The sequence below is a fragment of the Thermococcus sp. M36 genome, from assembly GCF_012027355.1.
Lineage (GTDB): Archaea > Methanobacteriota_B > Thermococci > Thermococcales > Thermococcaceae > Thermococcus.
The window spans coordinates 154,605-180,291 of sequence record NZ_SNUH01000002.1 but is presented as its reverse complement, the minus strand read 5'-3'; the positions used below and the strand labels follow the sequence as shown (position 1 = coordinate 180,291).

The window sequence follows — 25,687 nt, the reverse complement described above, 5'->3', positions numbered from 1 at the left end:
TAAAAATGGGGGAACAATGAGGTGCTCACACTATTGGAGAGTCCGCCAAGGCTTCTGCGGGCCTCTTTTCCTCCAGCTCTTCCGGCATGTTGCTGAAGCCGAGGATAACGAATATCTTTGCTATGAAGATCAGAAGCAGTCCAACAAGCACGATTGCGGTTATGGCTCCCCATCTGAACCAGTTGGCGGCGTCTTCGAACTCTTTAGTCCCTGTTATTTCGTACATAGCGTCCCACGCCCTCATCTCGAAGTAGGCGTTGACGATCGCTATAAGGACGAAGAGGAGGAATACGCCTAGTATGGACAACACGGAAAGTCCTCCGCTGTAGTCGCGGGTTATTGTCGTGTGCTCCCCAGGGGATATCATGTCCTGCCCGGGGAACTCCTCATGTATCTGAACTTCCATCATCGTGGAAGACGTTAGCATTGCAAAGACGGCGAAGATGAATACTACGAGAACCGCTATCCCCGCGATCAGCGCGTAGAGGTAGTTTTTGAACGGTCTGTCATCCCCGACGGCTTTCCCGATCCCGTGGAGTGCAACGAGCACGAGGATGAAGCCCACCAGGGCAAGCACACTGCCGAGGTACGGTATAAAGACTCCAAGCAGTGCCAAGATCGAACCCCACATACCGAGGTTCTTTTCGCTCCTCACGTTCACGGCCACGGTGACCACCAGAGAAAAATCAACTTAGGGCTTAAAAAACCTACCCCAAAAGGTAGAAAGGGATGGGCTGACTACGAGATGGGGCTGAACTGTTTAGGTTTCCAGTGCGGTTCCAGCTCCTCAGGGAGATTCGCGAAGGCAATTATCTGGTAGACCATGGCAACGAGAAGCAGTATGGCCCCAACGAGGATTATCAGTGTTATCGCTCCCCACTTGGCCCAGGTGGCGACCTTATCGAACTCATCCACGCCGGTTATCTCGTATGTCGCGCGCCAGGCCTTGATGGTAAAGTATATGCCAAGCACCAGCACGGCGACAATCCCAAGGAAGCCAACGGCCAGCATGGTCGCTCCGAAAATCCCCATGGGGCTGTGGACATGTCCGAAAGCCATTGTCGAGCCGGAAAGTGAGAACACTCCAATGAGAACCAGGATCAAGGCCAGGACAAGCCCACCGACGAAGACTACTATCGAGTACAGGTAGTACCTGAAGGGCCTGTCGTCCCCGAGCTTGTCGCCGATGCCCTTGAGAGCTATCAGCACCAGTATCTCTCCTATGAGCGAGAGCGTCCCTCTAAACACCCCGACTGCCGGAATCACGCCTACAAATCCGCCTACCAGAATGAATATCGACCCAATGAGCCCGAGGTTCTTTTCGGTTCTGAGGTTCACCACCATGGAATCGCCCAAGATTGGGTTAGCTTTATTACTTTAAAGAGTTGCGGTTGTTGAGTCTGGAAGGTTGAACCTGATATTGAAACCAAGAAAAGGGTTAGGATAAAGGAAAGGAGTCACTCCTTCTTCTCCTCGGCCTTTTCGGCGGGCTCGGCTTCCTTTTTCTCCGCCGGCTTTGGAGCGGGTTTGGCGGGGGTCGGCTTCTTGGGCGGCCTTATGCCGTAGCCGAGTATCTTGAACTTGAAGGCAGTGCCGTCCCTGAGGTGGTAGGTAACTTCCTTGGTCTCCCTGTTGAACTCTATCTTCTCCACGGGGAAGCGGTAGTCGCCGTACTCGTCCTGGTACTTCCTGAACTCGTCGGGGTGTATCGGAACCCAGTCAAACACCTCAAGCTGCTCCTCCTGCCAGGTGGTGGTTATCATGAAGGTCTCGACGAAGCCCAGGGCTCCGGTGGGGCAGACGTCCACACAGAACTGGCAGTAGGTGCACCTTCCGTAGTCTATCTTGGGGTGCGGCCTCTTCTCCATTTGGCCGTCCTTTTCTAGCCATGTCATCTCTATGGCTCTCGCCGGACATATCTGGCCGCAGAAGTTACAGCCGACGCACTTCTTCCAGTCAAGAGTGTGAAGACCGCGGTACTCCTTTGCGATCTGGGTCTTTTCCTGGGGTATCTTTATCGTGACTGGCTTCTTAAAGAGGTACTTCAGCCCCATCCAGGGTTTTATGTAGGACGGCTTCTTCCTGATCTTGCTCTCCGGGGCGACCTTAAAATCGACCTCCATTCCCATCACCTGTCTATGTCCGGTGGGCAGTTGTCAAGGCTTACGAGTATCACGGGCACGTCGGCTATTCTCGCTCCGACGAGTAGCTGTTCGATGACCCTGATTCCGTGGGATATGCTCGGCCCTCTGAGCTGCAGCCTGTACGGCTTGTTCTTTCCATCACTGACGACATAGGCGCCGAAGTCACCCTTTGTGCTCTCAACGTGGGCGAAGGCATCCCCGGCCGGAACCTTGAACCTCGGCAGGTTCTTGAGCCTCGGGTCTTCGACCTTGTAGGGCCCGCTGGGCGGCCCCATGTCGAGGAGCTGCTCAAGAATGTATAGGTCCTGCTCTATCTCAAAGCGCCTCACCATAACCCTTGCGAGGGCATCTCCGTCCTTCAGTACAGGCACCTCGAAGTCGAGTTCCGGATAGAGGAGGTAGGGGTCAACGCGCCTCACGTCGTAGGGGACTCCAGTGGCACGGAGGTTGGGCCCGGTAACGCCCTCGTCAAGGGCGAACTTCCTGTCCATTACACCTATCCCCTCAAGCCTCCTATGGGTGATGTAGTTCTCGAAGAGTATCTCGTCGAAGTCGGGGAGCTTGCTCTTTATGTACTCCACGGTGTCCCTGAGGCGCCTTAGCCAGGCGTCGCTGGGTATGTCCCTCCTGACTCCACCGGGGATTGTGTAGATGTGGTAGACCCTGGCCCCGGTGAGCTGTTCGAAGAGAGCCATGAACCTCTCACGGTAGGCGGCAGCCCACTGGCCGGCGGTGTAGACACCGAGCTTGAAGGCCATACCCATCGTCCAGAACAGGTACGCTGAGACCCTCGCCATTTCGAGGACGGTTGTCCTGATCCACTGCGCCCTTTCCGGGACTTCCCAGCCGAGTATTTCCTCGACAGCCATTGAGTATATGACCTCCGGCACATCGGGCTCGGGAACACAGACCCTGAGGAGAAGGGCTATGTTGGTGTGCCAGGGCCTGTACTCGGCGAGCTTCTCAAACCCTCTGTGGAGGAAGCCGGGGTTTGCTATAGCCTTAACGACTCTGTTGCCGTCCATTTTAAGGATTATGCTGTAGTTCTCGGTGGCCATATGCTGGGGACCGAAGAACAGTTCGTAGGTGTCCTTATCGAGGGGGAGCAGATCCATGCCGTTCTCCCTTGCCTCACGTATAAGCTCGCTCTGTGAAACCATTATCACCACCTCAGATCACGTAGGTGCCCTTATCCTCATCGAACCTGTCCAGTATCTTATACTTCCTCTTCACGTAGCCGAGCATGTCAAAGTCCTTCCTGTAGGAAAGCCCAGCCTCTTTGTCTTCCTCCTCCAGTATCCAGGGCATCTCAAGTTTGGGATTGCCCTCAAAGACGACCTGGAAGAACTCGTGGGCGTCCCTCTCGTAGGTCTCCGCAACCGGATAGATGTCCATGACGGTGGGCACCACTGAGTTGTCCCTCGGTATGGCAGTTCTCACGAAGGTGTGTGTCCTGTGGGTTATGCTGAAGACCTGGTATATTAGCTCGATTTCTCCCCTGTCAGGCCAGTCAACGGCCGTAATCTGGAGCAGGAGCTCAAAGCCATTGTCCTTGAGCAGCTTGAGGAAGTCCCTTATCCTGTCAGGGGATATCCTGAACTCTATCCTCCTCTCGCGTCTGACCTCTCCCTCAGCGTAGGGGGCCTTTTCGAGGATTTTGGCGACGAGGGCCTCGTAGTCAGTCATTCTTCTCACGCTCCTTTTCGGCTCTCTTCAGATCGTCCATTATCCAGGGAATCCATCTTCTGGCTTCCTTCTCGCGCCATCCCTCTCCAAAGAGCTCATCCTGGTTCTTCTTGTACCACTCGTAGTTCTCCTTGTAGCGCTTCCAGCTGTCGGCTGTGCCGTTCTCGATCATCTCCATCATCTTGTTGATGCCTTCCATGACCGACTCGGGCCTCGGCATGCACCCGGCTATGTAGACGTCAACCGGGATGTACGCGTCTAGCCTCTTGATGGCGTTGTAGGCGTCCCAGTAGATGCCTCCGTTGATGGTACACGAGCCGTGCGCTATGACGTACTTTGGATCCGGCTGCATCTCGTAGGTTATGATTATCCTCTTGAGGGTCTTCGGTGTGACGTAGCCGGTGATGAGGAACAGGTCTGCCATTCTTGGGGCTGGGTTCGGCATCATACCGAACCTTTCGAGGTCGTACCGGGAGGTCATGAGCGGCGGCATCTCTATACCGCCGCACCCGGTACAGAACGACACTATCCAAAGGCTCCTTTTCCTTGCGAATTCAATAAGCGGTTCCCAGAGCTTCCAATCCATTTCTCACCACCTCACAGACTCGCTAACACGGCACCGAGGGCCGCTATGATGGTCGGCCACTTCCAGTAGAACTTGGCCGCCTGGTCTATGGTGAACCTCGGGAAGATGTTGCCGATGAATATTGCAATCATGAGCACCGCTATCTGTTTGACCAGCAGTATTGCGAGGCTTGCTATGGTGTTGAGCACCGGGCTGGCGAAGGCGGTAACCACCGCACCGCCGAGGAAGATGTTGCTGAAGAACAATGTTTCAGCGAAGAGGGCTATGGCATGCTGTATCTGAAGGATTCCCATGTGCTTGCCGCCGAACTCGACCATGGGGCCGAGGGATATCTCACCCGGCGCGATCATGATGTCGAAGGGCTCCTTTCCGAACATCGCCTGGAGCACTATGTCGTAGGCTATCGCCGCGAGGAGGAGCGATACGTGGGTTATGCTCCACCCGCTGACCTGCTGGGCCATGACTATCTGGTACGTGCTGAAGGTTCCGTAGAACTCGGCCAGTGCTATTATGGCAAAGCCGAGCGGAACCTGTATGGCGAGCAGCGTGAGCAGTGCACGCTGGGCACCGAGGCCAGCCCAGGGGTTGCCCGAGCTCATTGCGGCGAACATTATTCCCAGCATCGGTATCTCAAGCAGGAAGGTGATGAGGATGAGGTCACCGTACGCCCTGAGTATGCTGACGCTGCCTATCGGTATGAAGAACAGCGCCAGTATCGTTGCTCCAAGGGCGTAGACGATGCCGAAGTCGTAGATGAGGCCGTGGGTTATGTTGCTCTTCTTTGAGAGGAGCTTTATGGTATCGAGTATCGGCTGGTAGAGCGGCGGACCGACCCTCCTGTGTATCCTCGCGCTGACCTTCCTGATTATTCCCATGAACAGGAAACCGACAAGGGTTGCATAAACTAAGAGGAAGAGAGCCTTCAGGGCCACCTCAAGCATCTTTCACACCCCCCATATTGCGAGTATCAGGAGCACTATTGCGAGATACCAGGCGTAGCTCTGGACATTGCCGTTGTAGACGTAGTTCCTAAGGGTGTCAGCAAAATCTTCCGTGGTCTTGGCGATGTCCCTGTAGAGCTTGTCGAAGCTTATCCTGAGCCAGAATGACAGGGCCTCCTTGAGCGGGAGGAAGAAGTTCCTCCTTATGGTGAGGTTGTAGTCCATGGTTACTGGGTTGCCTGACTGGTACGTGTCGGTGACCGGGACCCTCCTGACCCTGGCCCCGAGGAAGTATATTATCGCCGCCACGAGCATGCCAATGACAAGCCATATGGTTATCAGAAGGCCGCTGTACTTGCCGACCCCGATGTTAAGCTCCCAGATGGTTCCCCCTATGACGTCGCTTCCAAACACCTTGTTGAGCTCCTGGGCTACAATACCGGGCGCTATGCCGAAGACCACATTGAGGAGCGCCAGTATGGCCATGCCTATCGCCAGCGGTAGGGGAGCATCCTTAACGTCGTCGAGGTCCGTCGGCCTCTGGCCAAACCAGACAGCGTAGGTGAACCTGATGAGGTATACGAAGCCTATGGCGCTTCCGAAGAACACCATGCCTCCCAGGATCGGCATGTTCTGGCTTATTACTGCCTCGAATATCAGCCACTTGCTCGCGAAGCCGACCATCGGGGGTATTCCCGCGAGGCTCAGTATCGCCACGAACGCCATGGCGAAGGTGAAGGGCATCTTCTCTGCCAGTCCTCCCATGTCCTTGAACTCCGTCTTGCCGGTGCGGTAGACTATCGTGGCAACTATGAGGAAGAACAGCCCCTTGAAGAGGGCGTGGCTTATTGCATGGTAGATCCCTGCTTCTATGCTGAGCGCGCTGCCGACGCCGATGGCAACGAGAATGTAGCCTATCTGGCTGATACTCGAGTAGGCAAAGAGCTTCCTGATGTCCTCCTGGAGTGCAGCGAGAATGCCGCCGATGACTATTGTAAGTCCACCCAGGAATGCTATGATGTAGCCGAACTTCGGAACGCTCCTGAAGGTTCCAAACTCAACGATGAGTCTGTATCCCAGGAGCATGTAGATGAGTATAAAGCCGTAGACCCCGGTCTTGCTGAGGACGCCGCTGAACATCGCGGTGTAGCTCTGGTTGGTCTCGCTGTATGCATCGGGCGCCCAGACGTGGAGCGGGAAGGTTCCTGCCTTGACGCCGAACGCTACCAGGAAGAGGCCAAATATGGCCGCCATCTCGCCCCTGCTGAATATGGTGCCCGCACCCACTGCCCCCATTGCGGCGTCCTGGGATAGGGCCTTGTAGACCTCTATGAAGCTGAAGGATCCAACTTTCGCGTATATCATGCCTATTGCGAGGAGCATGGCGTAGGCACCTATGATGCTGAGCACGAAGTACTTAAGGGACGCGCTTCTGTTGTACTTAAGCACCATCATGAACGAGCCGAAGGTCATGAGCTCCCAGAACAGGAAGAAGCCCATGAGGTCGTAGGCGAGGAAGACGCCGTAGACACCGCTGAGGCTCATGAGGGCGAAGAGCCACTCGTAGCTGTTTCTGGAGGTGGAGACCATTCCCAGCACTGCGGCGAGCCCGACGACTCCGGCTATCATGGCAAAGATCCAGCTGAGATGGGTCAGCGCAAAATCAAAGGTGAACCCCCCGAAGTTGGTGGAATACCGGATGGTGTTGCCTGCGTCAACCTCAGAGTAGAGCTTTATCAGGTATGCCAGCGGGACTGCCGCACCGATGACACCTATTATCTCCCTGACCCCCTTGATGTCAAGTGCCCAGGCTATGACTCCCGCTATCAGGGGTGCAAAGATTATAATGAGGAGTTCGTTGATCATGCTCCCACCCCCATAAGTGGAACGTTCTTGATGTAGTCAGCCACGTTGAAGATGTCGCTTCCCGCCCTCTGGGCAAGGCTCCATACGTAGTCCGGGTAGATGCCTATGACCACCACGATGGCCACGAGCACAAGGAGCATCAGGCTGATGACCAGTCCCTCGCTGGCCTTTTCTCCCTCCCCCGCGAACCACATCGTGTGTATCAGTCTGAGGTAATAGACCGCCTCCACGACGCTGGCGGCCAGTATGAGGGCTATGACTCCAGTCTTGCCTGCGGCCATCGAAGCCATTACAAGCTGCATCTTGCTCCAGAACACGTTGAACAGAGGGATTCCGATGATGCTTATGGCCCCGATGGTTATGGCAAACGCCGTGAGTGGCATCCTTTTTCCAAGCCCTTTGAACCTCTCCAGCTCGGACCCTCCGAGAACCACTGCCACGTGCCCGATGGCAAGGAACATCAGAACCTTAACCACCGCGTGGTTGACCATGTGGAACACTGCCGCGTTCACGCCCGCCTGGGTGCCGAGGGCAAAGCCCACCGCGATGAATCCTACCTGGGCAATGCTGGAGTAGGCAACCATCCTCTTCACGTCCCTCTGTCTGAGGGCCGCAAGCTCACCGACTATGACGGTCAGTGTGCCGAGGGTTATAAGCAGTCCAAGGATGGAGCTCCAGCCTGCGGAAGCCTGCATGAGGTAGAGTATCCTTGCCATGGCGTAGAGGCCCGCCTTGACGACAAAGCCGGAGAACATGGCCGTTATCGGGTGAGGAGCTGCCTGGTATGCATCGGGCGCCCAGGCGTTGAGCGGGAAGAGCTCGGCCTCAACGGCGAGTCCGAAGATTATCAGCGCCAACCCCACCTGGGCGACGGTCGGGTCGATGGTACTCGCGAGCTGGGCTATCTGGGCCATGTTGAGGGTTCCAAGCGCACCGTAGATGAGGGCGACGCCGATGAGGAAGAAGCTTGAACCGATTCCTCCGAGGACTATGTACTTGAGTGAGGCTTCAGCCGCCTCCCCGGTCTTGTTGTAGGCTGTGAGTGCGTAGGCGCTTATTGCCGTTATCTCCATGAAGACGAAGAGGTTGAATATATCCCCAGTCGCTATCATGCCCGTCGCACCGAGCATGAGGAGCAGGAAGAGCATGACGTACTTGTCTATCGGCTCGACCTCAATTGCCCTGACGCTGAACACTGCCATGAGGAAGCTGACGACCGCCACTATCAGCACAAAGAGTGCCGCAAAGTGGCCGATGTAGAGGTTGATTCCGACGGGCGGCCTCCAGGCGCCTGCCATGACTATTATGGGCTGGCCGGTGCCATAGACCTGCTGGAAGGTCCAGACCGCTATTCCTGTCTGGAGTGCGGTTACCAGGACGAGGTAGTACTTGACGGCTTTCTTCCCGAGCCCCTTAATCAGGGGTACGAAGAAGGCGCTGATGAGCGGCAACGCTATGAGGAGTGAAGCGTACTGCCCGTTCATCCTCTCAACCTCCTTATTTCCTCAACGTTAAGGGTTCCGTACTTCTCGTACAGGATCACGGCAACACTAAGGGCCATGGCTGTGGTTGCGACTCCTATGACTATCGCCGTAAGAACCAGCGCCTGCGGAATCGGATCGACGGCCTGGCTCGGGCCTATCCCCTCACTCAGTATCGGGGCGCTCTTTCCGGAGACGTATCCTATGCTGATGAGGAGAAGGTTCACACCGGTCTCCATTATGCTGATCCCGATGAGCATCTTGAGCACGTTCCTCTTGACGAGCACCGCGTAGAGCCCGATGAGTATCAGGGAGATGGAACCGAAGTAGTAGACGCTGATCATTCGTTCACCTCCTCTTTGACCATGTTGTCGATGATTCCGCTGAGCTCGGTGCCGACCTTGAGGCCGATTATGGTGTAGATTATCGGTATGAATCCGCCGCTGATGAGCCTGCCGATGTTCTCAGTGCCGAAGCTCCAGGTCTGCCATATCCAGTCGAAGAGGAAGTAGCCGCCTATGGCCAGGCCGATGAGACCGACCAGGACGTAGGCCATTCCGACGGCTCCCTCGATCTTCTCGAAGGCCTTGTGCGGTATCTCATACTGAACGAAGGCCATGTACAGCAGCAGGAAGGCAGTCGCTATTGTGGCTCCGCCGGGGAAACCTCCGCCCGGAGTGAGGTGTCCGTGGATGAAGATGTAGGCACCGAAGAGCATCACGAAGGGAACCAGAAGCCTCGTTCCGGTGGTGAGGACTATCGATCCCTGGGTCTCTGCGGTTCTCTCTTTCTTTCTCTTCCAGAGAAGTGCCCCAACGCCGGTTGATGCTATGAACAGAACCGTGACTTCGCCGAGGGTATCGAAGCCACGGTAGTTGACGACGACCGCTGTTACAGCGTTGACCGCACCGGTCTGCTCCTTAACGTTGTCGAGGTAGTACTGACCGACGAGCATCTTGTCCTCGCCGAATGGCACTCCAGCGAGGCCCTGGGCGAGCCAGTAGCCGATTATCAGGAGCGTGATTATCGCGAGCGCGCGCTTGAGCATTTTCACCACCTCACCCACCAGCCGGGCTTCTCATCTTCCTCAGTCTCAAAGCGCTGGGTTCTCTTGATGGCGAAGATGAATATCGCCGCGCTGAGGGCCGCGCCTATCGCAGCCTCGGTCATCGCAACGTCCGGGGCCTGGAGCATGAAGAACAGCAGCGAGGCGAACAGACTGACTGCCGCCATTCCAACAGCGGCCGCGAGCAGGTCCTTCCATTCGACCGCGAGTATTGCGGAAATTACCATTATGCCAACTATGAGGTACTCGATAAGGGCTATTCCGTTCATTCCTCACCACCCTCCTCGGGGGTTTCCTCAGGGGTTTCGGTCTCAGTGGTCTTGGCATCGATGTGCTCGCGGTACTTGTCAACGACGCTGCCTTCCCAGAGCGGGATGCCGCTCTTGTACGCTGCCCTGATGAGGGCGTGGGCGCTTATCGGGTTGGTCAGCAGGAGAAAGACCGCGATGACTATCGTCTTGGTGAGCCAGGCGGCGCTTCCGAAGTCGGTGCCGAGCGCCCAGATCCCGACGCCTATTATGACGCCGAGGGAACCGAGGGTGGCGCTCTTGGTGGCTGTCTGCATCCTGTTGTAAACGTCCGGCATCCTGATGAGGCCAAGGGCGGACAGGATATAGAAGAACGTTCCCAGCAGTACTAGGACTTCCCCAATTGCAGTGAGCGCGCTCATAGGCCTCCCTCCATGTACCTCGCGAAGGCGATGACCCCACCGAAGGCCAGTATGGCGTAAACCAGGGCGACGTCCAGGAATATCATCCTCTGGTAGTAGAGCGCAAAGAGCACCATCAGGCCCGTTGTTATTGTTGTCATGATGTCGACTGCGACCAGCCTATCCACGGTGGTCGGCCCTCTGAAGACCCTGTACATGCTGAGGAGCGTTGCTATCGCTATCAGGGCGAGGTAGACGTTTATCCCTATCATCCGAAGATCACCTTCAGGAACTTTTCAAAAGGAGCGGTTATGTTGGCGGAGGCGGCCTTGACGTGTTCATCTTCTTTCTCAGTCATGGCCTCGTCGGGAACCCATATCCAGTGGATGAAGTAGTTCTCGCCGTCAACGTCGAGGGTTATTGTTCCGGGCGTAAGTGTTATCGAGTTTGCAAGGGCAAGCTTGCCAACGTCACTGTTGAGAACGGTCCGGCACTTGACGATTCCGGGCCTTATGGGCCTCTTGGGGTGGAGGACCCTGTAGGCAACGTCAAGGTTAGCCATGATCATGGCCCAGAGGAAGTAGGGGATGTACGCTATTGCGTAGGCGACCTTCTTCGGGTGGAGGTTCGCTAAGCCGCCCGTGGTGAATATCTCGTAGGTAAACGCTGCGGCGATGAGCGACAGCAGCAGCCCGAATCCAAGCTCCTGGGGGTCCAGACTGGCCGTTAGAAACAGCCATATCAAGAACAGCACGATTACCGTGTACAGGTACCTGCTTATTTTGCTTGCTTCTTCCATATCATCAACCTCCAGCGGTTGGTGGACATGTCCGAACAGAGTTAAGCGAAGCTAATCTTTGGTTCAAAACAATTGCTTATAAACGTTACCTACGAAGAACAAAGGTTTAAAACTTTTGGTTAAAATGAGGCGTCCAGAATTGTCCTTTGATGGCAGGAAGGGTTCTTCATGGCGCATGGCTCAAAAGAGCCGGAGAACTCCCAAATTTTGTTACTTGATGTTTGTAAAATTGAATGTAAGTTCAATTGGGAAGAAAAGGGTGGGAAGACACTCAATAAATCGAGATCCTCTTGACTCCCTCAAGCTTTGAGAGCTCGTTGATGAGGTCGCCCGGAATCGGCTTCTCGGTGATTATCGTGAGGGTAGCCTCGGGGTATAGCTCCGGGTCTTCCGCAACAACCTGAACGATGTTGATGTCCCTCTCCGCGATCTTCTGGGCAATTTTGGCGAGTATCCCTATCGCCCTCGGCTCAGGCTCTATCTCTATGACCCCATAGCCGACGTGTCTGCCTACGTACTTCATGTGAACCGTCGGCTCGAGGTTGGTGTACACTTCTTTGAGCTCGGGTATTTTGAGTATCATCCCTACGGTTTCTTTGACGACCCTCCTGTCGACATCGAGAGCCTTGGCGATCTTAGTGTATGGGACTTCAATGTCGCCGGCCTTGATCTTCATGTCGTCCGAGACCCTCAGACCGTACTTGAGGAGAGTCTTGGCTATCTGCTTCCTGACAGGATATTCATCAAAATAATGCTCTATCTTCCCCCACATGTCCACTCACCCATGATAGTCCATCACTAGACTCTTTAATTCAATAATATTAAAATGTTTCCATGTCCACATGCCCGCAAAAGGCGTTTCCTTAAAAATCTTTGCCCATGAGACTTCTTTTTGGGACATCAGGGTTCGGATTTTTTATCCATCGGCGGTTTTTTAAGCCGTGCCCTGGAACCACCAAACATGATCGAGGTTCGTCTTCCCCACGTCGCCTTTCAGGAGATCGGGGACGTCATCAGGCTCATCTGGCGCGAGACACTCTACGCAGACTTCAGAAAAGACGACCTTATAAGGGTAATTAAAAAGAAGTACCGTGTTGAGACGAATATTGCCGTCAAAAATGGCACCCTTGTAATTGATACGGACTATCCTGACATGGAGAAATACATAGCCATCTATATCCAGAACAACCTTGGTGCCCTTCTCAAAAACCGCTACACCGGCAGGAAGGTTCTCTATATCCACGAGGGTATGGATGTTCCCCTCCTTGGATACAACGCCTTTGGTTTAATTGACCGGGGGACAAACCTCATCCAGGTGAGGGGCGTAAGCGGCTGCAACCTGAGTTGCGTCTTCTGCTCCGTCGATGAGGGGCCCTACTCAAGGACAAGGAAGCTCGACTACGTTGTTGACATCGACTACCTGATGAAGTGGTTCAATGATGTCGCGCGCATAAAGGGGAGGGGTTTGGAGGCCCACCTCGACGGCCAGGGAGAACCGCTGATCTATCCCTTCCGCGTCGAACTGGTGCAGGCCCTCCGCGAGCACCCGAACGTCTCTGTAATCTCCATGCAGAGCAACGGCACGCTACTGAACGACAAACTCATCGAAGAACTAGCTGAGGCTGGCTTGGATAGGGTGAACCTATCGCTCCATTCCCTCGACCCGGACAAGGCGAGGATGCTCATGGGCAGGAAGGACTACGACCTGGAGCACGTCCTCGATATGGCGGAGGCACTGGTAAACGCTGGAATCGACGTGCTCATCGCTCCGGTCATAATATTTGGGATAAACGACGACGAGGCCGAAGCTTTTATCGAGTTCGCCCGAAAAATCGGGGCAGGGAGGCGCTGGCCGGCCCTGGGCTTCCAGAACTATATACCCTACAAGTTCGGGAGGAACCCCACCATCGCCAAGCTCGTCCCGTTCAAGGAGTTCTACGCCTGGCTCAGAAAACTTGAGGAGAAGACTGGGATGAAGCCCCTCGTCCTGAAGCCGAAGCACTTCGGAATGGAAAAACAGGAGTTCATCCCCCTAGCGTTTCGTCCTGGAGAAATTGTCAGGGCGGAAATTGTTCTCCCCGGCAGGATTCAGGGAGAGATGTTGGCTAAGGCAAGGAACAGGCTCATAGAGGTCATAAACACCGATGCGGAAGTCGGCGACAGGGTGAAGGTTAAGATTGTCCGGACGAGGCACGGGATTTACATCGGGACTGAGGTTTGACACGATAACTTTTTAAAGTAATATCTTAAACCAATACTCGGTGAGGTGAATGAGACGCATCTTTGTTGTTTTGGGTGTCACTGCAATCCTTGTACTTTTTATCCTTGGCGTTGCCACAGCAAGCGAGTCCTATGTTCTCTCGGAATATTCTGGAGCGGCTCAGCACGGGGGTATGACGATAGTTGATAAAAACTACGGCTGGAAGAGTGCCCCTCAAGACCCGGAGGTCGTTTACATAGCCATCCCGGTTCTAGAACCCTACAGAGACTACATTGAGAAAGCGCTGGTGAGCGTTGTCCGTTCCCACGGATTAAAGCCCGTTGTTGTTGAAAACGTTTCAATGTATGACCTGAAGGGCAGGATCGTGATTACCGACTTCCCGGTAATCGGGAGAAGTGATTGGATGCTCTCAAAGGAGAGGTACGTTTCAGGAATCCTCTACTACTCCTACGCAGGCGATGCCAAATCCGCTGTGGAGACTATTGAGAATGGCCTCGTATTCTCTGAGGGCGAGATATCAAACTCCGCCAATAAGCTCTGCCAGACAAGCAAAGAGAGACTTCTCTCGATGAGAATAGTCAACCAGAGCTGTGCCGTTGCCTACTGGTGGAACATGAAGGCAAAGGTTGGAATGCTGAGCGGAGGCGACCCATACAAACTGATTGCAAACGAAATTGCTTCCCAGCTTGATCAATTCCTTAGAAGTGCCTGAGGTGCTGAACGTGAAAAAGGTTGGTGCCTTCCTTTTAGTTTTTGCCCTCACTGTTCTGGCTGTCTACTTCGGTAACTTCACCCTTGCCAAATCCGAGACCATTGCCAATGCCCAGATTGGGGCGCTTAGAAACGCCAATACGATCTTCAACGATGGGTTCTGTGTTTACCCAGACTCTTCCTTTGGGAAAATGGTGGCCGCTGAGCTGGAAGAAAGGGGACATAAAGTTCTAACCCTTTCTGCCCCGGTAGAGTGTGACGGCCAGTTCTTGGCGGTCTGGATTGAGTGGTTCAACGTCAGCTATTCCCCCATACTTGCAAGGGGACAGGTAAGGGTCGTTGCCATATATTCAAGCGCCGGCGGTCCAACCCACTATCTGAGTTACAGGAACGCCACTGATAAGGAAAGAGCCCTGATAACCTTTGACAGAACCGACAGGCCCCAGTTTCAGGCTTACATCCTCCTCGACATCTCTGATGACTCCAGGGGCATCATCGGTCTCGGGGGATACCGGGATTATCTCACGGGGAAAGCCGTGAAAGCCATTGTGGATCACATTGAGAACCTCTCAAATGGTGAGGCCAGATGAAGCGTCCGGGGGTGGTCCTTGCGCTGCTTATTGTTGTGGTTTATACCTTCATCTTTTACTTTTCCTTCTCAACCGGGCTGTCGTGGGATTCAAAAGGCGAGTTTAACCACCTTTCCAACGTTACCATCTCGGGAAGGGTAGTTGTGGACATGCCCCTTGAACTTGAGCTGATCCCTGGTGTTTATCCCGAGCTCGACTACCATGAGCAATTTGAGAACTCTCTGAAGGACGCCATAACAAAAGTCCTGGAATCGGAGAATCTCTCCCCTGAGTTCGCACACGTGAGGCCGGTCATAGTCTTTCCGGGCGAGGGTTTGCCCTCAAGAATAAACGATTCGGTTGTTGTCATTTTCGTTCCGTTTCATGGCCACGAGAATAGAGTCTATTACGAAAACTGCTACGCGAGCATTCTGGTTTATATGAGCTCTAACGGTGACGTTGGAAGCTATCTCTCCGTGGAAGAGAGATACTCCGGCGATTCAAGAAAAACAGATGACCTGAAGTATTTTGCCGCCGACCTTTTCCGCACCGCCAAAGCAAGGGTCGACCTCGATGAAAGCCCCTACTCGCTGAAGGTGGTCTACTGGAACGTCCTTGAGGTAAGGCGCGGCAAGCTGGCCGATAGGAGTTGCTGGGACGTCTTGGCTGAAGAAGTAGGAAAAGAAATCGACGAGTGGGCTGAAACACTTAAACACTCAGATGAACCTTGAGCTCCTGACCTTCAGCTCTCCCTTTTCATGGAGCCCTAACAGTATTTCTACTATCCTCTCCCCAGCCTTTCCGTCGCCGAACGGGTTAGGTGCGTTTGCCATCTTCAGGTAGAACTCCTCATCCTCAAGCAGTTTGTTCAGGTAGCGAAGGACACGCTCCTTTTCCAGCCCCACCAGGATGTTGCCGCCTGCCTCGACCGTCTCCGGCCTCTCGGTGTTGTAACGCAGCGTTAGGCACGGTACGTTGAGGATTATAGCTTCCTCCTGTATCCCCCCGGAGTCCGTCATTATCAGCCTGGCGTTCTTCTCAAGCCTGAGGAAGTCTAGGTAGCCGAGGGGTTTGGTGATGGTCAGGTTCTCGATCGAGCTTATCCTGTCCCAGAGGTCGAATTCCTTAAGCCTGTTCCGCGTCCGTGGGTGCATTGGGTATATCGCCTCTATCGGAAGGCCTTCAAGGATTTCAACCAGCCTTTTGAGGTTCTCTCTGCTGTCGGTGTTCTCCGCCCTATGGGCGGTTATGAGGATGTATTCCTTCGGTTTGAGGCCGAACCTCTCAAGGACGTCGCTCTTCTTTTCGGCAACCTCGGCATTCTGCAAAACTGCATCAACGACTGTATTGCCAGTGACGTAGACGTTCTCGGTTATCCCCTCGCGCTCGAGGTTTTTTCTCGCATCCTCCGTCGGCGCAAAGAGGACTTCGCTCGCATGATCCGCCAGAATCCTGTTTATCTCCTCGGGCATCGTCCTGTCGAGGCTCCTCAGCCCGGCCTCGACGTGGGCGACCGGTATCTTCAGCTTGACGCTCGCGAGCGCCCCTGCAAGGACAGTGTTTGTATCGCCTTGCACAAGCGTTACGTCCGGCTTTTCCTTCATCAGAACCCTCTCGATCTTTATCATCGCCAGGCCCGTCTGCTCCGCCTGCGTCCCCGAGCCGACTTCAAGGTGGTAGTCTATGGGCGGGAGCTCAAGCTCTTCCAGGAAGACCGCGCTCATCTCGTAGTCGTAGTGCTGACCGGTATGGATTAAAAGCGGCTCCACGCCCCTCTCAATGAAGGCCCTTATCACCGGTGCGAGCTTGATTATCTCAGGCCTGGTCCCGAAGACGAACGCCGGCTTCAATACTCCCCCCTCCCGATGCCCTTGAATATGAAGCCCTTGGGGGGCTTTTCAACGATGTGCCTCCCATCCACGAGGATCCTAGTGCGCATCAGCCTTCCAAGCTCCTTCCAGTCCAGCGATCTGAACTCCGTATGGTCGGTCGCTATAACGACCGCATCCGCTCCCTCCAGGGCATCCTCAAGGCTCCCGTGGGTCCCCCCAACAAAGGGGTCGTAGGTTCTGACCTCTGCAACGTCGTCCTTAATTTCCTCTATGAAAGCCAGCGCCGGAGAGTTCCTAGTGTCGTCGCTGTCGCCCTTGTACGCCAGCCCCAGAACCGCCACGATCGCCTCTTGGGGAGGCATGTTGGCGATCCTCAGCGCCTCGAAGAGCAGATCCTTTGCCAGGAGGGGCATACCGTCGTTTATCTCCCTCGCGAGCCTTATCAGGCCGAAGTCGTCCCTCGCAGGCCAGACGAGGAGGTGGGGGTCTTTCGGCAGGCAGTGGCCGCCGACCCCTATGCCGGGTAGGTGTATACGGACGCGCGGGTGAGTATTGGCAAGCTCTATCGCCTCGAAGACGTCTATGCCGTACTGGTGGGCGAGGTAGGCGAACTCGTTGGCCAAGGCTATGTTGACATCCCTGAAGGTGTTCTCCATGAGCTTGACGACCTCGCTGACGGTTGAGCTTGTTTTGAACGTCTGCCCCTTCACGAAGGAGCGGTAGAGCTTTTCAGCCAGTTCCGCACTTTCCGGGGTTATCCCGCCAAATATGCGTGAGTTGTAGACCAGCTCCTTGAAAATCCTCCCCGGCATCACCCTCTCCGGCGCGTGAACCATGTAAAAGTCCTCGCCGGGTTTGAAACCGGTAATCTCCTCGATGAGCTTCGCCATTTTAACCGTGGTGAGGGGTGGAACCGTGCTTTCGATTATTACTAAGGAGCCCTTCTTCATTACCCCGGCGACGGTTCTGACTGCATTCTCAAGGTATTCGAGGTTGGGGGTTGTGTCTTCCTTTAGGGGTGTCTGGACGCAGATTATGTAGACGTCCTTGTCCCTTATCTCCTTGGGGTTTGACGTGGCCCTCAGCCTTCCGTTCCCAACCGCCCTCTGGAGAAGTTCGTTGATTTCCGGTTCGACTATGTGGGCCTCTCCAGAGTTTATCTTCTCCACTACCTCCTTCCTTATTTCGTATCCGATAACCTTGAACCCAGCGTTGGCGAACATTATAGCCGTCGGGAGCCCTATGTACCCGAGCCCTATGACTGCTATCTCTGCGGTTCTCTTTTCTATCCTGTCCTCCATTTGTCCCACCCATCAAAGCTTACTCCGGGCGAATAAAAGCCTTTTCCAGAAAACGGTTTCCCTTCGGATTTCTTGGTTTGAGAAATTGTGGGGGCAGACCGCCAACGGCGGTGGCATTAGGGGCCTGTCGGTAGGATGACATGTTTGTTTTCACTGTGAGAAAGCGTTATAAACCTTTTCTGCGCCAGGGACACGGTGAGAAAGCTTGGAAAAGAAGGCTTCACAACCGTTTTTGGGAAACCCTTATATTGAACAAAGCTGTCCAGTAGTATGGTGGGTAGAATGAAGGTATGGGTAGATATCACGAATGCACCTCACGTTCACTTCTTCAAGGGTGTGATCAGGGAGCTGGAGAAAGCAGGCCATGAGGTTTTAATCACGACGAGAGATTTTGACGGCCTTACCGGGATCCTCGACATGTACGGCTTTGACTACTACGTCGTTGGCCGGCACGGGGGGGCGACCCTTGAGGGCAAGCTTATCGCCGGGACGGAAAGGATGTACCGGCTGAGCAAGCTCATAGTTGAAGAGAAACCTGATCTGGCCCTCTACAAGCACTCAGCCGAGGCCCCGCGCGTTGCCTTTGGCCTCCAGATACCCTCAATTGGTTTTGTGGACAACGAAACCGCCGTTGCCCAGAACAAACTCATACTCCCATACACGAGGCTCCTCCTCTTCCCCAAGGCCATCGACGCCTACGACTTTCTCAAGTGCGGTGCAGACCCCAACGGTATGAGGCCGGTCAACGGCTTCTCCGAGCTCGCGCACCTCTACGGGTTTAAGCCAGACCGGGGCGTTCTGAAGGAACTCGGCCTCAGGCGGAATGAGTACATCGTCATGCGCACCGAGCCGGTTAAGGCCAACTACTTCAACGGGCCGGAGAAGAGCGTTCTTGAGGACGTCATCCCTCTCCTCCCGGATATTCCCATTGTCCTCTTCCCGCGCACCCCCGAGCAGAGGGAGCGCTTCGAGCGCTTCGACAACGTGATAATGCCCGAGAGGCCCGTTGACAGCCTCAGCCTCCTCTACTACGCCAGGCTCATGATAGGTGCCGGTGGGACCATGAACAGGGAAGCCATAGCCCTAGGCACACCCACGATCTCTACCTATCCGGGCAGACTCCTTGCGGTAACGCGGTGGCTCGTCGAGAAGGGCGTCAAGTTCCACTCCACCGACCCCGTTAAGGTTGCCGCTATGGCCGAGCGCATGATAGAGATGAACGGCAGCTACAGGGCCTACATCCGCAGTGTTGTGAGCGGCTTTGAGAACCCCATGGACATCATCCTCAAGGAGATAGAAACATACGAGGAGCTCGGAAAGTTTACGACAATGAGGGTGGGGGAGCCCTCAGAGGCCGGCAACCTTAGGGGTTATGTAAGCCTCAATCAAGGCAGCGACGAAGAGGAGCGCAACTGAGAGCAGGAAAAGCTTCAGCCCTTTTATCACTCCCCTCTTGAACCTCTCCGCGGGTTCTCCCTCCCCCTTTACCAGCTCCCTGTACCACACTATTCCTGCAACGCCGGCCATCGCTATCGCGGGTATCTCGACCACCCCGTGTGGCACGAGCCCGAGGACTATCTGAGCTATCGGCATGCCACCCATTCTGTGGACTGCCAGGACAACTAAACCGACCATCAGCCCGTTGAAAGCCATTATGAACCACGGCCCGAGGCCGAAGAACAGGCCTGACAGAAACATGAAGAGCGCCACCATCGAGTTGTTGGCGAATATCTTGACGAAGTTCTCAAAGCTGGAATCGGATATTGGGCCGATCTGCCCTATCAGCTTTTCAACGGCTTCAAGGGCTGTGTTAGGGCTGGCGGCTCCGACTGCGTAGCCCACGAGGGAGAAGGCCAGGAAGACCAGAAGGAGCAGTCCAAACGTCCTCTTTGGAACTTGGGGAAACTCCATGGCCATCACTCCTTCAGCGCGTTCTTGAGGGCTATCTTGAAGTCCTCAACGTTAACGTAGGGCATCTCTATGTCCATCCTCATAGCAAAAAACTCTTCCATGAGCCCCTCCAGCTCATCGAGCTTGTGGCCTTCCAGCTTCTGCTCCAGTTCATGGACCGCCTCCTCCGGGTGCATGAAGAAGTCCCCTGTAATCTTAACGTGCTCGGCTATTCCGTTCTCCTCGTCGAACTCTATTCTTATCAGGCCCTTCCTGGCCTTGTGCTCACCGACGCGGTGCTTCATCCTACCCACCTCCTGAGTAAATTAACGGGAGAAGTTTTTAAAGGTTGGGCCCAAGTGGGAGCGGTGGTGTGAATGAGCTATGGGGAAGTTAAGGAACGCGTGAGGCTCATCCTTCAGGAAACCCTCGAAGAAATGCTCAGCGAAGCAGGAAAGGAATGGAGCGGTGAGATAGTCTTCGATGAGACCCCAAGCATCGAGCTCGGTGACTTCGCAACAACGGTCTCCTTCCAGCTTGCGAGGGTTTTCAGGAAGGCCCCGAAGCTCATAGCCGAGGAGATCGTCGAGAGGATTAAAGAGAAACTCCCCGCGGAGATAGCGGACGTTAAAGCGGTGAACGGCTACATCAACTTCTACCTCGACTACGATAGGTTTGGAAGGGAGTTGGTCGGTGAGATACTCGGAAAAGGTAGCGCTTACGGCCAGAGCGACCTCGGAAACGGGAAGAAGGTAATAGTCGAGCACACTTCCGTGAACCCGACCAAACCGCTCCACATGGGGCACGCTAGGAACTCCGTCCTCGGCGATACAATGGCGAGGATCATGCGTAAACTCGGCTATACCGTCGAGGTGCAGAACTACATAGATGACCTTGGAGTTCAGTTCGCGCAGGTTCTCTGGGGCTACCTCAACCTCAGGGACGAGTTTGGGAGGATCGAGGGGGAACTCCGCGAGAAAGGTCTTAAGGAGGACTTCATAGACCACGTCATGGGGCTACTCTACGTTGAGGTGAACAAAAAGCTAGAGGAGAACCCGGAGATCGATAAGGAAGTCCGCGAGCTCATGAAAAGGCTCGAAGAGGGAGACAACGAGATAGCCGAACTCGGCAGGAAGCTGGCCGAGCGCGTTGTCAAGGCCCAGATGCTGACCACCTACCGCATGGGAATAACCTACGACCTCCTCAGCTGGGAGAGCGACATAATGAGGAGCGGAATCTTCGGCGAGGCCTACGACCTCATCGAGAGGAACGAGAACTTCTTCTGGGCCGAGGAGGGCAAGTACAAAGGAGCCTTCGTGATGGACCTCAGGAAGCTCTTCCCGGACATGAAGAACCCCTTCCTCGTCCTCAAGAGGAGCGATGGAACAGCAACCTACACAGGCAAGGACATAGCATACCATCTCTGGAAGTTCGGAAAGGTCAAGGCGGACATGCTGTATAAACCGTGGGACAAACACGATGATCACGAGACCTGGACGACCGCCCCCGATGGGGATGAGATACCCGGCCGCTTCGGGGGGGCGGATATAGTTGTCAACGTCATCGGTGCCGAGCAGAAGCACCCGCAGATGGCTATAAAGTACGCCCTCCAGCTCCTCGGCTTCCAGGAAAGCGCCGAAAACTTCCACCACTTGGCTTACGAACACGTCGTCCGCGAGGAGGGCAAGTTCTCGGGAAGGAAGGGAACCTGGGTCGGCTTCACCGTCGACGAGGTTCTCAACGAGGCCGTCCAGAGGGCCAGGGAGCTCGTCGAGCAGAAGAATCCTGGCCTTAGCGACGAGGAGAAGGATGAGATAGCCGAAGCGGTTGGAGTCGGCGCGGTTCGCTTCAACCTCGTCAAGTACAGCCCGGATAAGATAATTACTTTCCGCTGGGACGACGTACTGAACTTCGAGGGCGAGAGCGCTCCCTACATCCAGTACGCCCACGCGCGCTGTGCCTCGATCCTCAGGAAGGCGGAGGAGAGCGGCGTTGACACCGAGTGGAGGACCCTCCTTGAGAAGGCGGACTTCTCGAAGCTCACGAACCGCGAGAAGGAGCTGATAAAGCTCCTTGCCAAGTTCCCCGAGGTTCTGGAGCAGTCCGGAAGGGACATCAAGCCGCACCTTATCCCGAACTATCTCAACGAGCTGGCCTCGCTCTTCAACAAGTTCTACATGGACCACCCAGTGCTCAAGGCTGATGAGGGTATTAAGGAAGAGCGCCTGCTTCTTGTGCTCGCCGTAAAGCAGGTTCTCAGAAATGGACTCGAGGTTCTGGGCATAGAAGCACCGGAGAAGATGTGATTGGGCGTTTCTAATTTTATTTTTATCTTCCCAGGTATGAGTATCAGTACCGATACTTGAAACCCTTTCCCGGAACCCTAAAATACTCCCTCCACCTAGATCTACTGGTGGTTCCATGCGCGGTGTAATAGTCCCCTTGGTTACCCCGTTCAACGAGGACTACTCGATAGACGTTCCCGCTTTGGAAGAGCACATCGAGTTCCTCCAGAAGGCTGGAGTGCACGGAGTATTTATCAACGCGACGACCGGAGAGTTCACAAGCCTGAGCACTGATGAGAGGAAGTTTCTGGCCGAGAAGGGACGAGAACTCGTAACCTCTGCCTTCTACCTCGTCGGCACCGCATCGTCAAATACTTTCGAGGTCATCGAGCTGACGAAGCATGCCCAGGACATAGGTGCCGACTACGCCGTCATAGCGCCCCCCTACTACTGCCCCGTCAATGACGATGCCCTGTTCAGGCACTACTCGATGGTTGCGGAGAAGACAGATATCCCAATCATACTCTACAACATCCCCTCCTGCGCCAATCCTCTGAGCGTCCCCCTTATCAAGCGCCTTGCCCTGGAGTACTCAAACATCGTGGGCGTCAAGGAGACCATCGACAGCATAAACCACATCAGAGACGTTATCTTTGATGTCAAAGGAGAGAGGAAGGACTTCAGGGTCTTCACAGGTCTAGACCAGCACTTCCTGAACACCCTTATCCTCGGCGGCGACGGTGGCATAATGGCCTGCGCCAACTTCGCACCTGAGATTCACCTCGCGGTGTGGAAGGCATTTCAGGAGAAGCGCTTCGAGGAGGCATTCCAAGGTGCACGCAGACTAGCGGAACTGTCGAGAGTCTACAGCCTGGCGTCGTCCTTCGGCTCCGCGATAAAGCTGGCGATGTCGGTAAGGGGCTTCTCGATAAAGCCGATTTTGAGGCCACCCTACGTGGTGGATGGCGAAGAAACGAAGGAGGAGATAAGAAGACTGCTGGTGAAAGTGATGGGCTGAGCCCATTATCTTATTTTGTACCTCAGGAAGGCGCCTATGCCCCCGAAAGCCTTGTAAAACTGCTGACCCTCTTCTGTGTCAAGAGAGATAACCTCGACTTCTGAGCCGGCTTCCTCGGCCATCTTTATCAGCTCCTCTGCCACGTCCCACTTCTCGAAGCTGATGTTCTGGCTGCCGCACTCCGGGCAGTGGGTGAGCCTCTTCTTGTAGATGTGGAACTCCTGCTCGCTCATAGTCTTCTCCTCCTGCCAGCCGCAGCTGTTGCACTTGGCACGGACTCTGACGCGGTCGTAGCCCTCGCTGATGAGGAGGGTATCAACGGCCCCAAGCTCAAGGGCGTTTCTGACTTCCTTCTCACCGTATGTTATCATCCCAGTGTCCTTGACGAGGTGCCTGAAGAAGTTTTGAATCAGATGGCGCTCCTTGACGGCTTCGTGGTCTTTGAGGATGTCGCTGGCCTTCTCGACGAGCTCCCTCAGGCCGTACTCACCGTGGTAGCTGATATCAACAACGCCGATTACCTTCTTCCTGAGCTCGTGGTGGAGGTAGTCCCCGTCGACGAACTCCTCCTTGGTCGGTCCCGGGCCACCTATGATTATACCCCTCAGCTCGCCCTTCTCCAGGAGCGGGAGAAAGGCCTTGTTGGCGTGTTCCCCAATGCGCTTCATGAACTCGTGGGTCTCCTGCTCGCGGATCCTCTCGTAACGCCTCGCGGACTGACCGCCTGCGCGGGTCTTTCCTGGAACGTTTGAGGTCAGCTCATCAATGACGTCTATCCTCTTCCCGCGGAGTATCCCTATGGTGGCCTCATTCTTCTCGACCGTTATCAGGCCGTAGGCGTCTTTAACGCGGAGCATCTCCTCAAGGGGCTCCGTAACGAAGGTCTGGTCGCAGCGGTAGAGCCTGACCTTGAGTGGTTCGGGAGGAATCACCGCCCAAAGCTTTATGTCGCTGACACCCTCCTGCTCGCTGACGTTTCCGACAAAGAGGGCCAGCCCCGTGTCGGGCGTCTTGCGGTAGAGCTTGAGGTGCTGCATGGCTCTTTCAAGGGCCCCAAGGACGTTCTTTCGCGTGGATTTGCTCTTGATGTTCTGTGCCGTTCCGTACTCCTCGCGGAGCTGCTGCATGACCTTGTTTATGTCGTATCCTGCGGGAATGTAGAGGCTGACGAGTTCAGTTGCTCGCCCTCGATAGCTCTTGAGCTCCTCCACCTTCTTTTTGAGTTCGTACATCTCGGCAGACTTGTGAGACATGAGCATCACCTGAACCTCTCTCGCTGTTAAAAGGCATGAAAATGTAATTTATAAAGGTTTGGAGGGACTAGAAAAGGGACAGCAACACCAGAAGAAAGACCCCCACAACTCCCCCGATGGCTATTATCAGGAAGTTCAGCGGGGTAAGTGCAATGTGGGTGACTCCTAAGAAGTTCAGTATGCCCACCAAGATGAGGCCCACGATGGCGTTTGCGGCCATCCATTTGAGGACGGCTATCGTGAGCTTCACAACAACATAGAGGGCCACAGCCAGCAGTATCAGAAAGATTATTCCTTCCAGCACTCGGCTCACCTCACAGCTTTTCAAGGGCCTCTCTCGCTATCTCCCCAAGGGGAACCCACTTCTTGCCTTCGAACGGGAGTATCACCTTGTCCTCCACCTCCACCAGGCTTTCAATTTCCCTCCTGGCTTCCGCTGCTCCAAGTTCCCCGAGCATCATGACGGCGAACGCTTTTGTGTTTCTGTCTCCGTCTTTAATTGCCGCGAGGAGATCTTCGAGCACCATCCCCTTTAGCTTTTCTGTCCTGCCACTGGAGAGGCGGACGAGATTGTATGACAGCACCATGGCGTTTTCTTTCACATACGGGTTGTTATCCCTCGTAAGACTGATGGCCTTCTGAAGAAGCATCTCCATGTGGGGCCCAAGAGGGGAAGGATCCTTCTCCGTAACCATGCTTAAAACCAACAACACATCGCCTCTAATACCGGGTGAAGGCTCTTCCAAAAGCTCCATGAGACTGTTCAGGGATTTTTTATCCTTTGTTACTATCGAAAGGACATCCTCAAAGCGTTCCTCCTCGATGAGGCGCTTTAGCTTTTTCTTTTTTGAACCAAAGGGAAGGATAACCATAGCAGTCACCATCCTCACTCACTTAGTTGAGTTGCTTAAGTTCTGAAGCTCCCCACCAATTTCAGCTCCGGTAGTGTCCATCTGAGAACCAGCCCACCGCGCCAGCCCCTTGACGCCTATCAGCCGCAGTATAACTATCGCCGCGATCAGCATACCCACTGCAAACATCATTATGTACTCAAGAGAAGCCTGGGCTTTTCTGTTCATATTACCACCATTACCAATCCAGGCGAATGTTAGTAATAAATAGATAAATAGATAGAATCAGGCGCTTCCACTCAGGTTGGTGAGGTTGCTCTCAAGGGCTCCAGAGGTGTTCTGTATGGTCTCAGTTGCCGTGCTGGTTCTGCCCTGCAGCTGCCTAACGACGATCAGGATTATTATCAGGGCCGCGGCGATCATGAACAGATACTCGATTGCACCCTGGGCCTTCCTCCTCATGTCTTTCACCCCCTAAGGATCACTTCGTACCCTTTTTGGCTAAAAAAACTTATATATGTTTCTACCCAAATTTGAG

At 54.6% G+C, this 25,687-nt stretch carries 32 protein-coding genes; 7 read left to right on the top strand and 25 right to left on the bottom strand.

Annotated elements, in window-relative coordinates; genetic code table 11:
* Window positions 1–25: 25 nt before the first annotated feature.
* From E3E36_RS08755 to E3E36_RS08680, 16 genes are all read right to left on the bottom strand, one after another.
* Window positions 26–676, bottom strand: coding sequence for a DUF996 domain-containing protein (locus tag E3E36_RS08755; protein ID WP_342764399.1), 651 nt, complete (start codon window positions 674–676; stop codon window positions 26–28).
* 62 nt (window positions 677–738) lie between these two features.
* Complete coding sequence (locus E3E36_RS08750) at window positions 739–1,344, bottom strand: DUF996 domain-containing protein (protein ID WP_167895050.1); 606 nt, start codon at window positions 1,342–1,344, stop codon at window positions 739–741.
* A gap of 113 nt (window positions 1,345–1,457) precedes the next feature.
* On the bottom strand, window positions 1,458–2,123 hold the full coding sequence (nuoI, locus tag E3E36_RS08745; RefSeq protein WP_167895049.1) for an NADH-quinone oxidoreductase subunit NuoI: 666 nt from the start codon (window positions 2,121–2,123) through the stop codon (window positions 1,458–1,460).
* Between the two features lie 5 nt (window positions 2,124–2,128).
* Complete coding sequence (locus E3E36_RS08740; protein WP_167895358.1) at window positions 2,129–3,304, bottom strand: NADH-quinone oxidoreductase subunit D; 1,176 nt, start codon at window positions 3,302–3,304, stop codon at window positions 2,129–2,131.
* Window positions 3,305–3,314: 10 nt separating this feature from the next.
* Window positions 3,315–3,830: an NADH-quinone oxidoreductase subunit C gene (locus E3E36_RS08735; RefSeq protein WP_167895357.1), complete on the bottom strand. Its 516-nt coding sequence runs from the start codon at window positions 3,828–3,830 to the stop codon at window positions 3,315–3,317.
* A complete protein-coding gene (locus tag E3E36_RS08730) occupies window positions 3,823–4,416 on the bottom strand; it encodes an NADH-quinone oxidoreductase subunit B family protein (RefSeq protein ID WP_167895048.1) in 594 nt (197 codons plus the stop codon). The genes E3E36_RS08735 and E3E36_RS08730 overlap by 8 nt, the downstream gene beginning before the upstream one ends.
* 11 nt (window positions 4,417–4,427) lie before the next feature.
* A complete protein-coding gene (locus E3E36_RS08725; RefSeq protein ID WP_167895047.1) occupies window positions 4,428–5,357 on the bottom strand; it encodes a respiratory chain complex I subunit 1 family protein in 930 nt (309 codons plus the stop codon).
* A 3-nt stretch (window positions 5,358–5,360) separates the two neighbouring features.
* On the bottom strand, window positions 5,361–7,223 hold the full coding sequence (locus E3E36_RS08720) for a proton-conducting transporter membrane subunit (RefSeq protein ID WP_206203568.1): 1,863 nt from the start codon (window positions 7,221–7,223) through the stop codon (window positions 5,361–5,363).
* Window positions 7,220–8,707: a proton-conducting transporter membrane subunit gene (locus E3E36_RS08715; RefSeq protein ID WP_167895046.1), complete on the bottom strand. Its 1,488-nt coding sequence runs from the start codon at window positions 8,705–8,707 to the stop codon at window positions 7,220–7,222. The genes E3E36_RS08720 and E3E36_RS08715 overlap by 4 nt, the downstream gene beginning before the upstream one ends.
* Window positions 8,704–9,048, bottom strand: coding sequence for an NADH-quinone oxidoreductase subunit K (locus tag E3E36_RS08710; RefSeq protein WP_167895045.1), 345 nt, complete (start codon window positions 9,046–9,048; stop codon window positions 8,704–8,706). Before E3E36_RS08710 ends, E3E36_RS08715 begins: the two co-directional genes overlap by 4 nt.
* Window positions 9,045–9,752, bottom strand: a complete 708-nt coding sequence (locus tag E3E36_RS08705) for a Na(+)/H(+) antiporter subunit B (protein WP_167895044.1) — start codon at window positions 9,750–9,752, stop codon at window positions 9,045–9,047. Before E3E36_RS08705 ends, E3E36_RS08710 begins: the two co-directional genes overlap by 4 nt.
* A gap of 2 nt (window positions 9,753–9,754) precedes the next feature.
* A complete protein-coding gene (locus E3E36_RS08700) occupies window positions 9,755–10,039 on the bottom strand; it encodes a DUF4040 domain-containing protein (RefSeq protein WP_167895043.1) in 285 nt (94 codons plus the stop codon).
* Window positions 10,036–10,440, bottom strand: coding sequence for a monovalent cation/H(+) antiporter subunit G (gene mnhG, locus E3E36_RS08695; protein WP_167895042.1), 405 nt, complete (start codon window positions 10,438–10,440; stop codon window positions 10,036–10,038). The genes E3E36_RS08700 and mnhG overlap by 4 nt, the downstream gene beginning before the upstream one ends.
* On the bottom strand, window positions 10,437–10,691 hold the full coding sequence (locus E3E36_RS08690; RefSeq protein ID WP_167895041.1) for a monovalent cation/H+ antiporter complex subunit F: 255 nt from the start codon (window positions 10,689–10,691) through the stop codon (window positions 10,437–10,439). The genes mnhG and E3E36_RS08690 overlap by 4 nt, the downstream gene beginning before the upstream one ends.
* On the bottom strand, window positions 10,688–11,218 hold the full coding sequence (locus E3E36_RS08685) for a Na+/H+ antiporter subunit E (RefSeq protein WP_167895040.1): 531 nt from the start codon (window positions 11,216–11,218) through the stop codon (window positions 10,688–10,690). Before E3E36_RS08685 ends, E3E36_RS08690 begins: the two co-directional genes overlap by 4 nt.
* Window positions 11,219–11,489: 271 nt before the next feature.
* The gene (locus E3E36_RS08680) at window positions 11,490–11,990 is read right to left on the bottom strand and encodes a regulator (RefSeq protein ID WP_167895355.1); all 501 of its coding nucleotides are present in this window, start codon (window positions 11,988–11,990) and stop codon (window positions 11,490–11,492) included.
* Window positions 11,991–12,179: 189 nt separating this feature from the next.
* Here E3E36_RS08680 and E3E36_RS08675 point away from each other — a divergent pair, with 189 nt between their 5' ends.
* The 4 genes from E3E36_RS08675 to E3E36_RS08660 all read left to right on the top strand — a co-directional run bounded on the left by E3E36_RS08675 (window position 12,180) and on the right by E3E36_RS08660 (window position 15,450).
* Window positions 12,180–13,439 (top strand): radical SAM protein, encoded by a 1,260-nt coding sequence (locus tag E3E36_RS08675; protein WP_167895039.1) that lies wholly within the window; start codon window positions 12,180–12,182, stop codon window positions 13,437–13,439.
* Window positions 13,440–13,611: 172 nt separating this feature from the next.
* Entirely contained in the window at window positions 13,612–14,151 is a 540-nt protein-coding gene (locus tag E3E36_RS08670) for a hypothetical protein (protein WP_167895038.1), read from the top strand.
* Between the two features lie 10 nt (window positions 14,152–14,161).
* The gene (locus tag E3E36_RS08665) at window positions 14,162–14,740 is read left to right on the top strand and encodes a hypothetical protein (RefSeq protein ID WP_167895037.1); all 579 of its coding nucleotides are present in this window, start codon (window positions 14,162–14,164) and stop codon (window positions 14,738–14,740) included.
* Window positions 14,737–15,450: a hypothetical protein gene (locus E3E36_RS08660; RefSeq protein ID WP_167895036.1), complete on the top strand. Its 714-nt coding sequence runs from the start codon at window positions 14,737–14,739 to the stop codon at window positions 15,448–15,450. The genes E3E36_RS08665 and E3E36_RS08660 overlap by 4 nt, the downstream gene beginning before the upstream one ends.
* On the opposite strand, the gene wecB is transcribed toward E3E36_RS08660, so the two are convergent.
* Together wecB and E3E36_RS08650 are read right to left on the bottom strand one after the other, a co-directional pair.
* A complete protein-coding gene (gene wecB, locus E3E36_RS08655; RefSeq protein WP_167895035.1) occupies window positions 15,436–16,569 on the bottom strand; it encodes a non-hydrolyzing UDP-N-acetylglucosamine 2-epimerase in 1,134 nt (377 codons plus the stop codon). The two genes, E3E36_RS08660 and wecB, sit on opposite strands and share 15 nt — an antisense overlap.
* Window positions 16,566–17,852: a UDP-N-acetyl-D-mannosamine dehydrogenase gene (locus tag E3E36_RS08650; protein ID WP_167895354.1), complete on the bottom strand. Its 1,287-nt coding sequence runs from the start codon at window positions 17,850–17,852 to the stop codon at window positions 16,566–16,568. Before E3E36_RS08650 ends, wecB begins: the two co-directional genes overlap by 4 nt.
* Before the next feature lie 282 nt (window positions 17,853–18,134).
* On the opposite strand from E3E36_RS08650, the gene E3E36_RS08645 reads away from it, so the two are divergent.
* Window positions 18,135–19,268, top strand: a complete 1,134-nt coding sequence (locus tag E3E36_RS08645; protein WP_167895034.1) for a DUF354 domain-containing protein — start codon at window positions 18,135–18,137, stop codon at window positions 19,266–19,268.
* On the opposite strand, the gene E3E36_RS08640 is transcribed toward E3E36_RS08645, so the two are convergent.
* Window positions 19,200–19,763, bottom strand: a complete 564-nt coding sequence (locus tag E3E36_RS08640; protein ID WP_167895353.1) for a stage II sporulation protein M — start codon at window positions 19,761–19,763, stop codon at window positions 19,200–19,202. The two genes, E3E36_RS08645 and E3E36_RS08640, sit on opposite strands and share 69 nt — an antisense overlap.
* A gap of 5 nt (window positions 19,764–19,768) precedes the next feature.
* A complete protein-coding gene (locus tag E3E36_RS08635) occupies window positions 19,769–20,047 on the bottom strand; it encodes a lipoate protein ligase C-terminal domain-containing protein (RefSeq protein WP_167895352.1) in 279 nt (92 codons plus the stop codon).
* A 72-nt stretch (window positions 20,048–20,119) separates the two neighbouring features.
* Between E3E36_RS08635 and E3E36_RS08630 the strand changes: the two genes are divergently transcribed.
* A complete protein-coding gene (locus E3E36_RS08630; protein ID WP_167895033.1) occupies window positions 20,120–22,048 on the top strand; it encodes an arginine--tRNA ligase in 1,929 nt (642 codons plus the stop codon).
* A gap of 115 nt (window positions 22,049–22,163) precedes the next feature.
* On the top strand, window positions 22,164–23,045 hold the full coding sequence (locus E3E36_RS08625; protein ID WP_167895032.1) for a dihydrodipicolinate synthase family protein: 882 nt from the start codon (window positions 22,164–22,166) through the stop codon (window positions 23,043–23,045).
* 5 nt (window positions 23,046–23,050) lie between these two features.
* Here E3E36_RS08625 and prf1 read toward each other — a convergent pair whose 3' ends face one another.
* The 5 genes from prf1 to E3E36_RS08600 form a co-directional block, all read right to left on the bottom strand.
* Complete coding sequence (prf1, locus tag E3E36_RS08620) at window positions 23,051–24,298, bottom strand: peptide chain release factor aRF-1 (RefSeq protein WP_167895351.1); 1,248 nt, start codon at window positions 24,296–24,298, stop codon at window positions 23,051–23,053.
* 67 nt (window positions 24,299–24,365) lie between these two features.
* Window positions 24,366–24,602: a pro-sigmaK processing inhibitor BofA family protein gene (locus tag E3E36_RS08615; RefSeq protein WP_167895031.1), complete on the bottom strand. Its 237-nt coding sequence runs from the start codon at window positions 24,600–24,602 to the stop codon at window positions 24,366–24,368.
* A gap of 10 nt (window positions 24,603–24,612) precedes the next feature.
* Entirely contained in the window at window positions 24,613–25,182 is a 570-nt protein-coding gene (locus E3E36_RS08610) for an adaptin domain-containing protein (RefSeq protein ID WP_240911846.1), read from the bottom strand.
* 6 nt (window positions 25,183–25,188) lie between these two features.
* Window positions 25,189–25,377 (bottom strand): hypothetical protein, encoded by a 189-nt coding sequence (locus E3E36_RS08605; protein WP_167895029.1) that lies wholly within the window; start codon window positions 25,375–25,377, stop codon window positions 25,189–25,191.
* 57 nt (window positions 25,378–25,434) lie between these two features.
* Window positions 25,435–25,611 (bottom strand): class III signal peptide-containing protein, encoded by a 177-nt coding sequence (locus E3E36_RS08600; protein ID WP_167895028.1) that lies wholly within the window; start codon window positions 25,609–25,611, stop codon window positions 25,435–25,437.
* Window positions 25,612–25,687 lie beyond the last annotated feature (76 nt).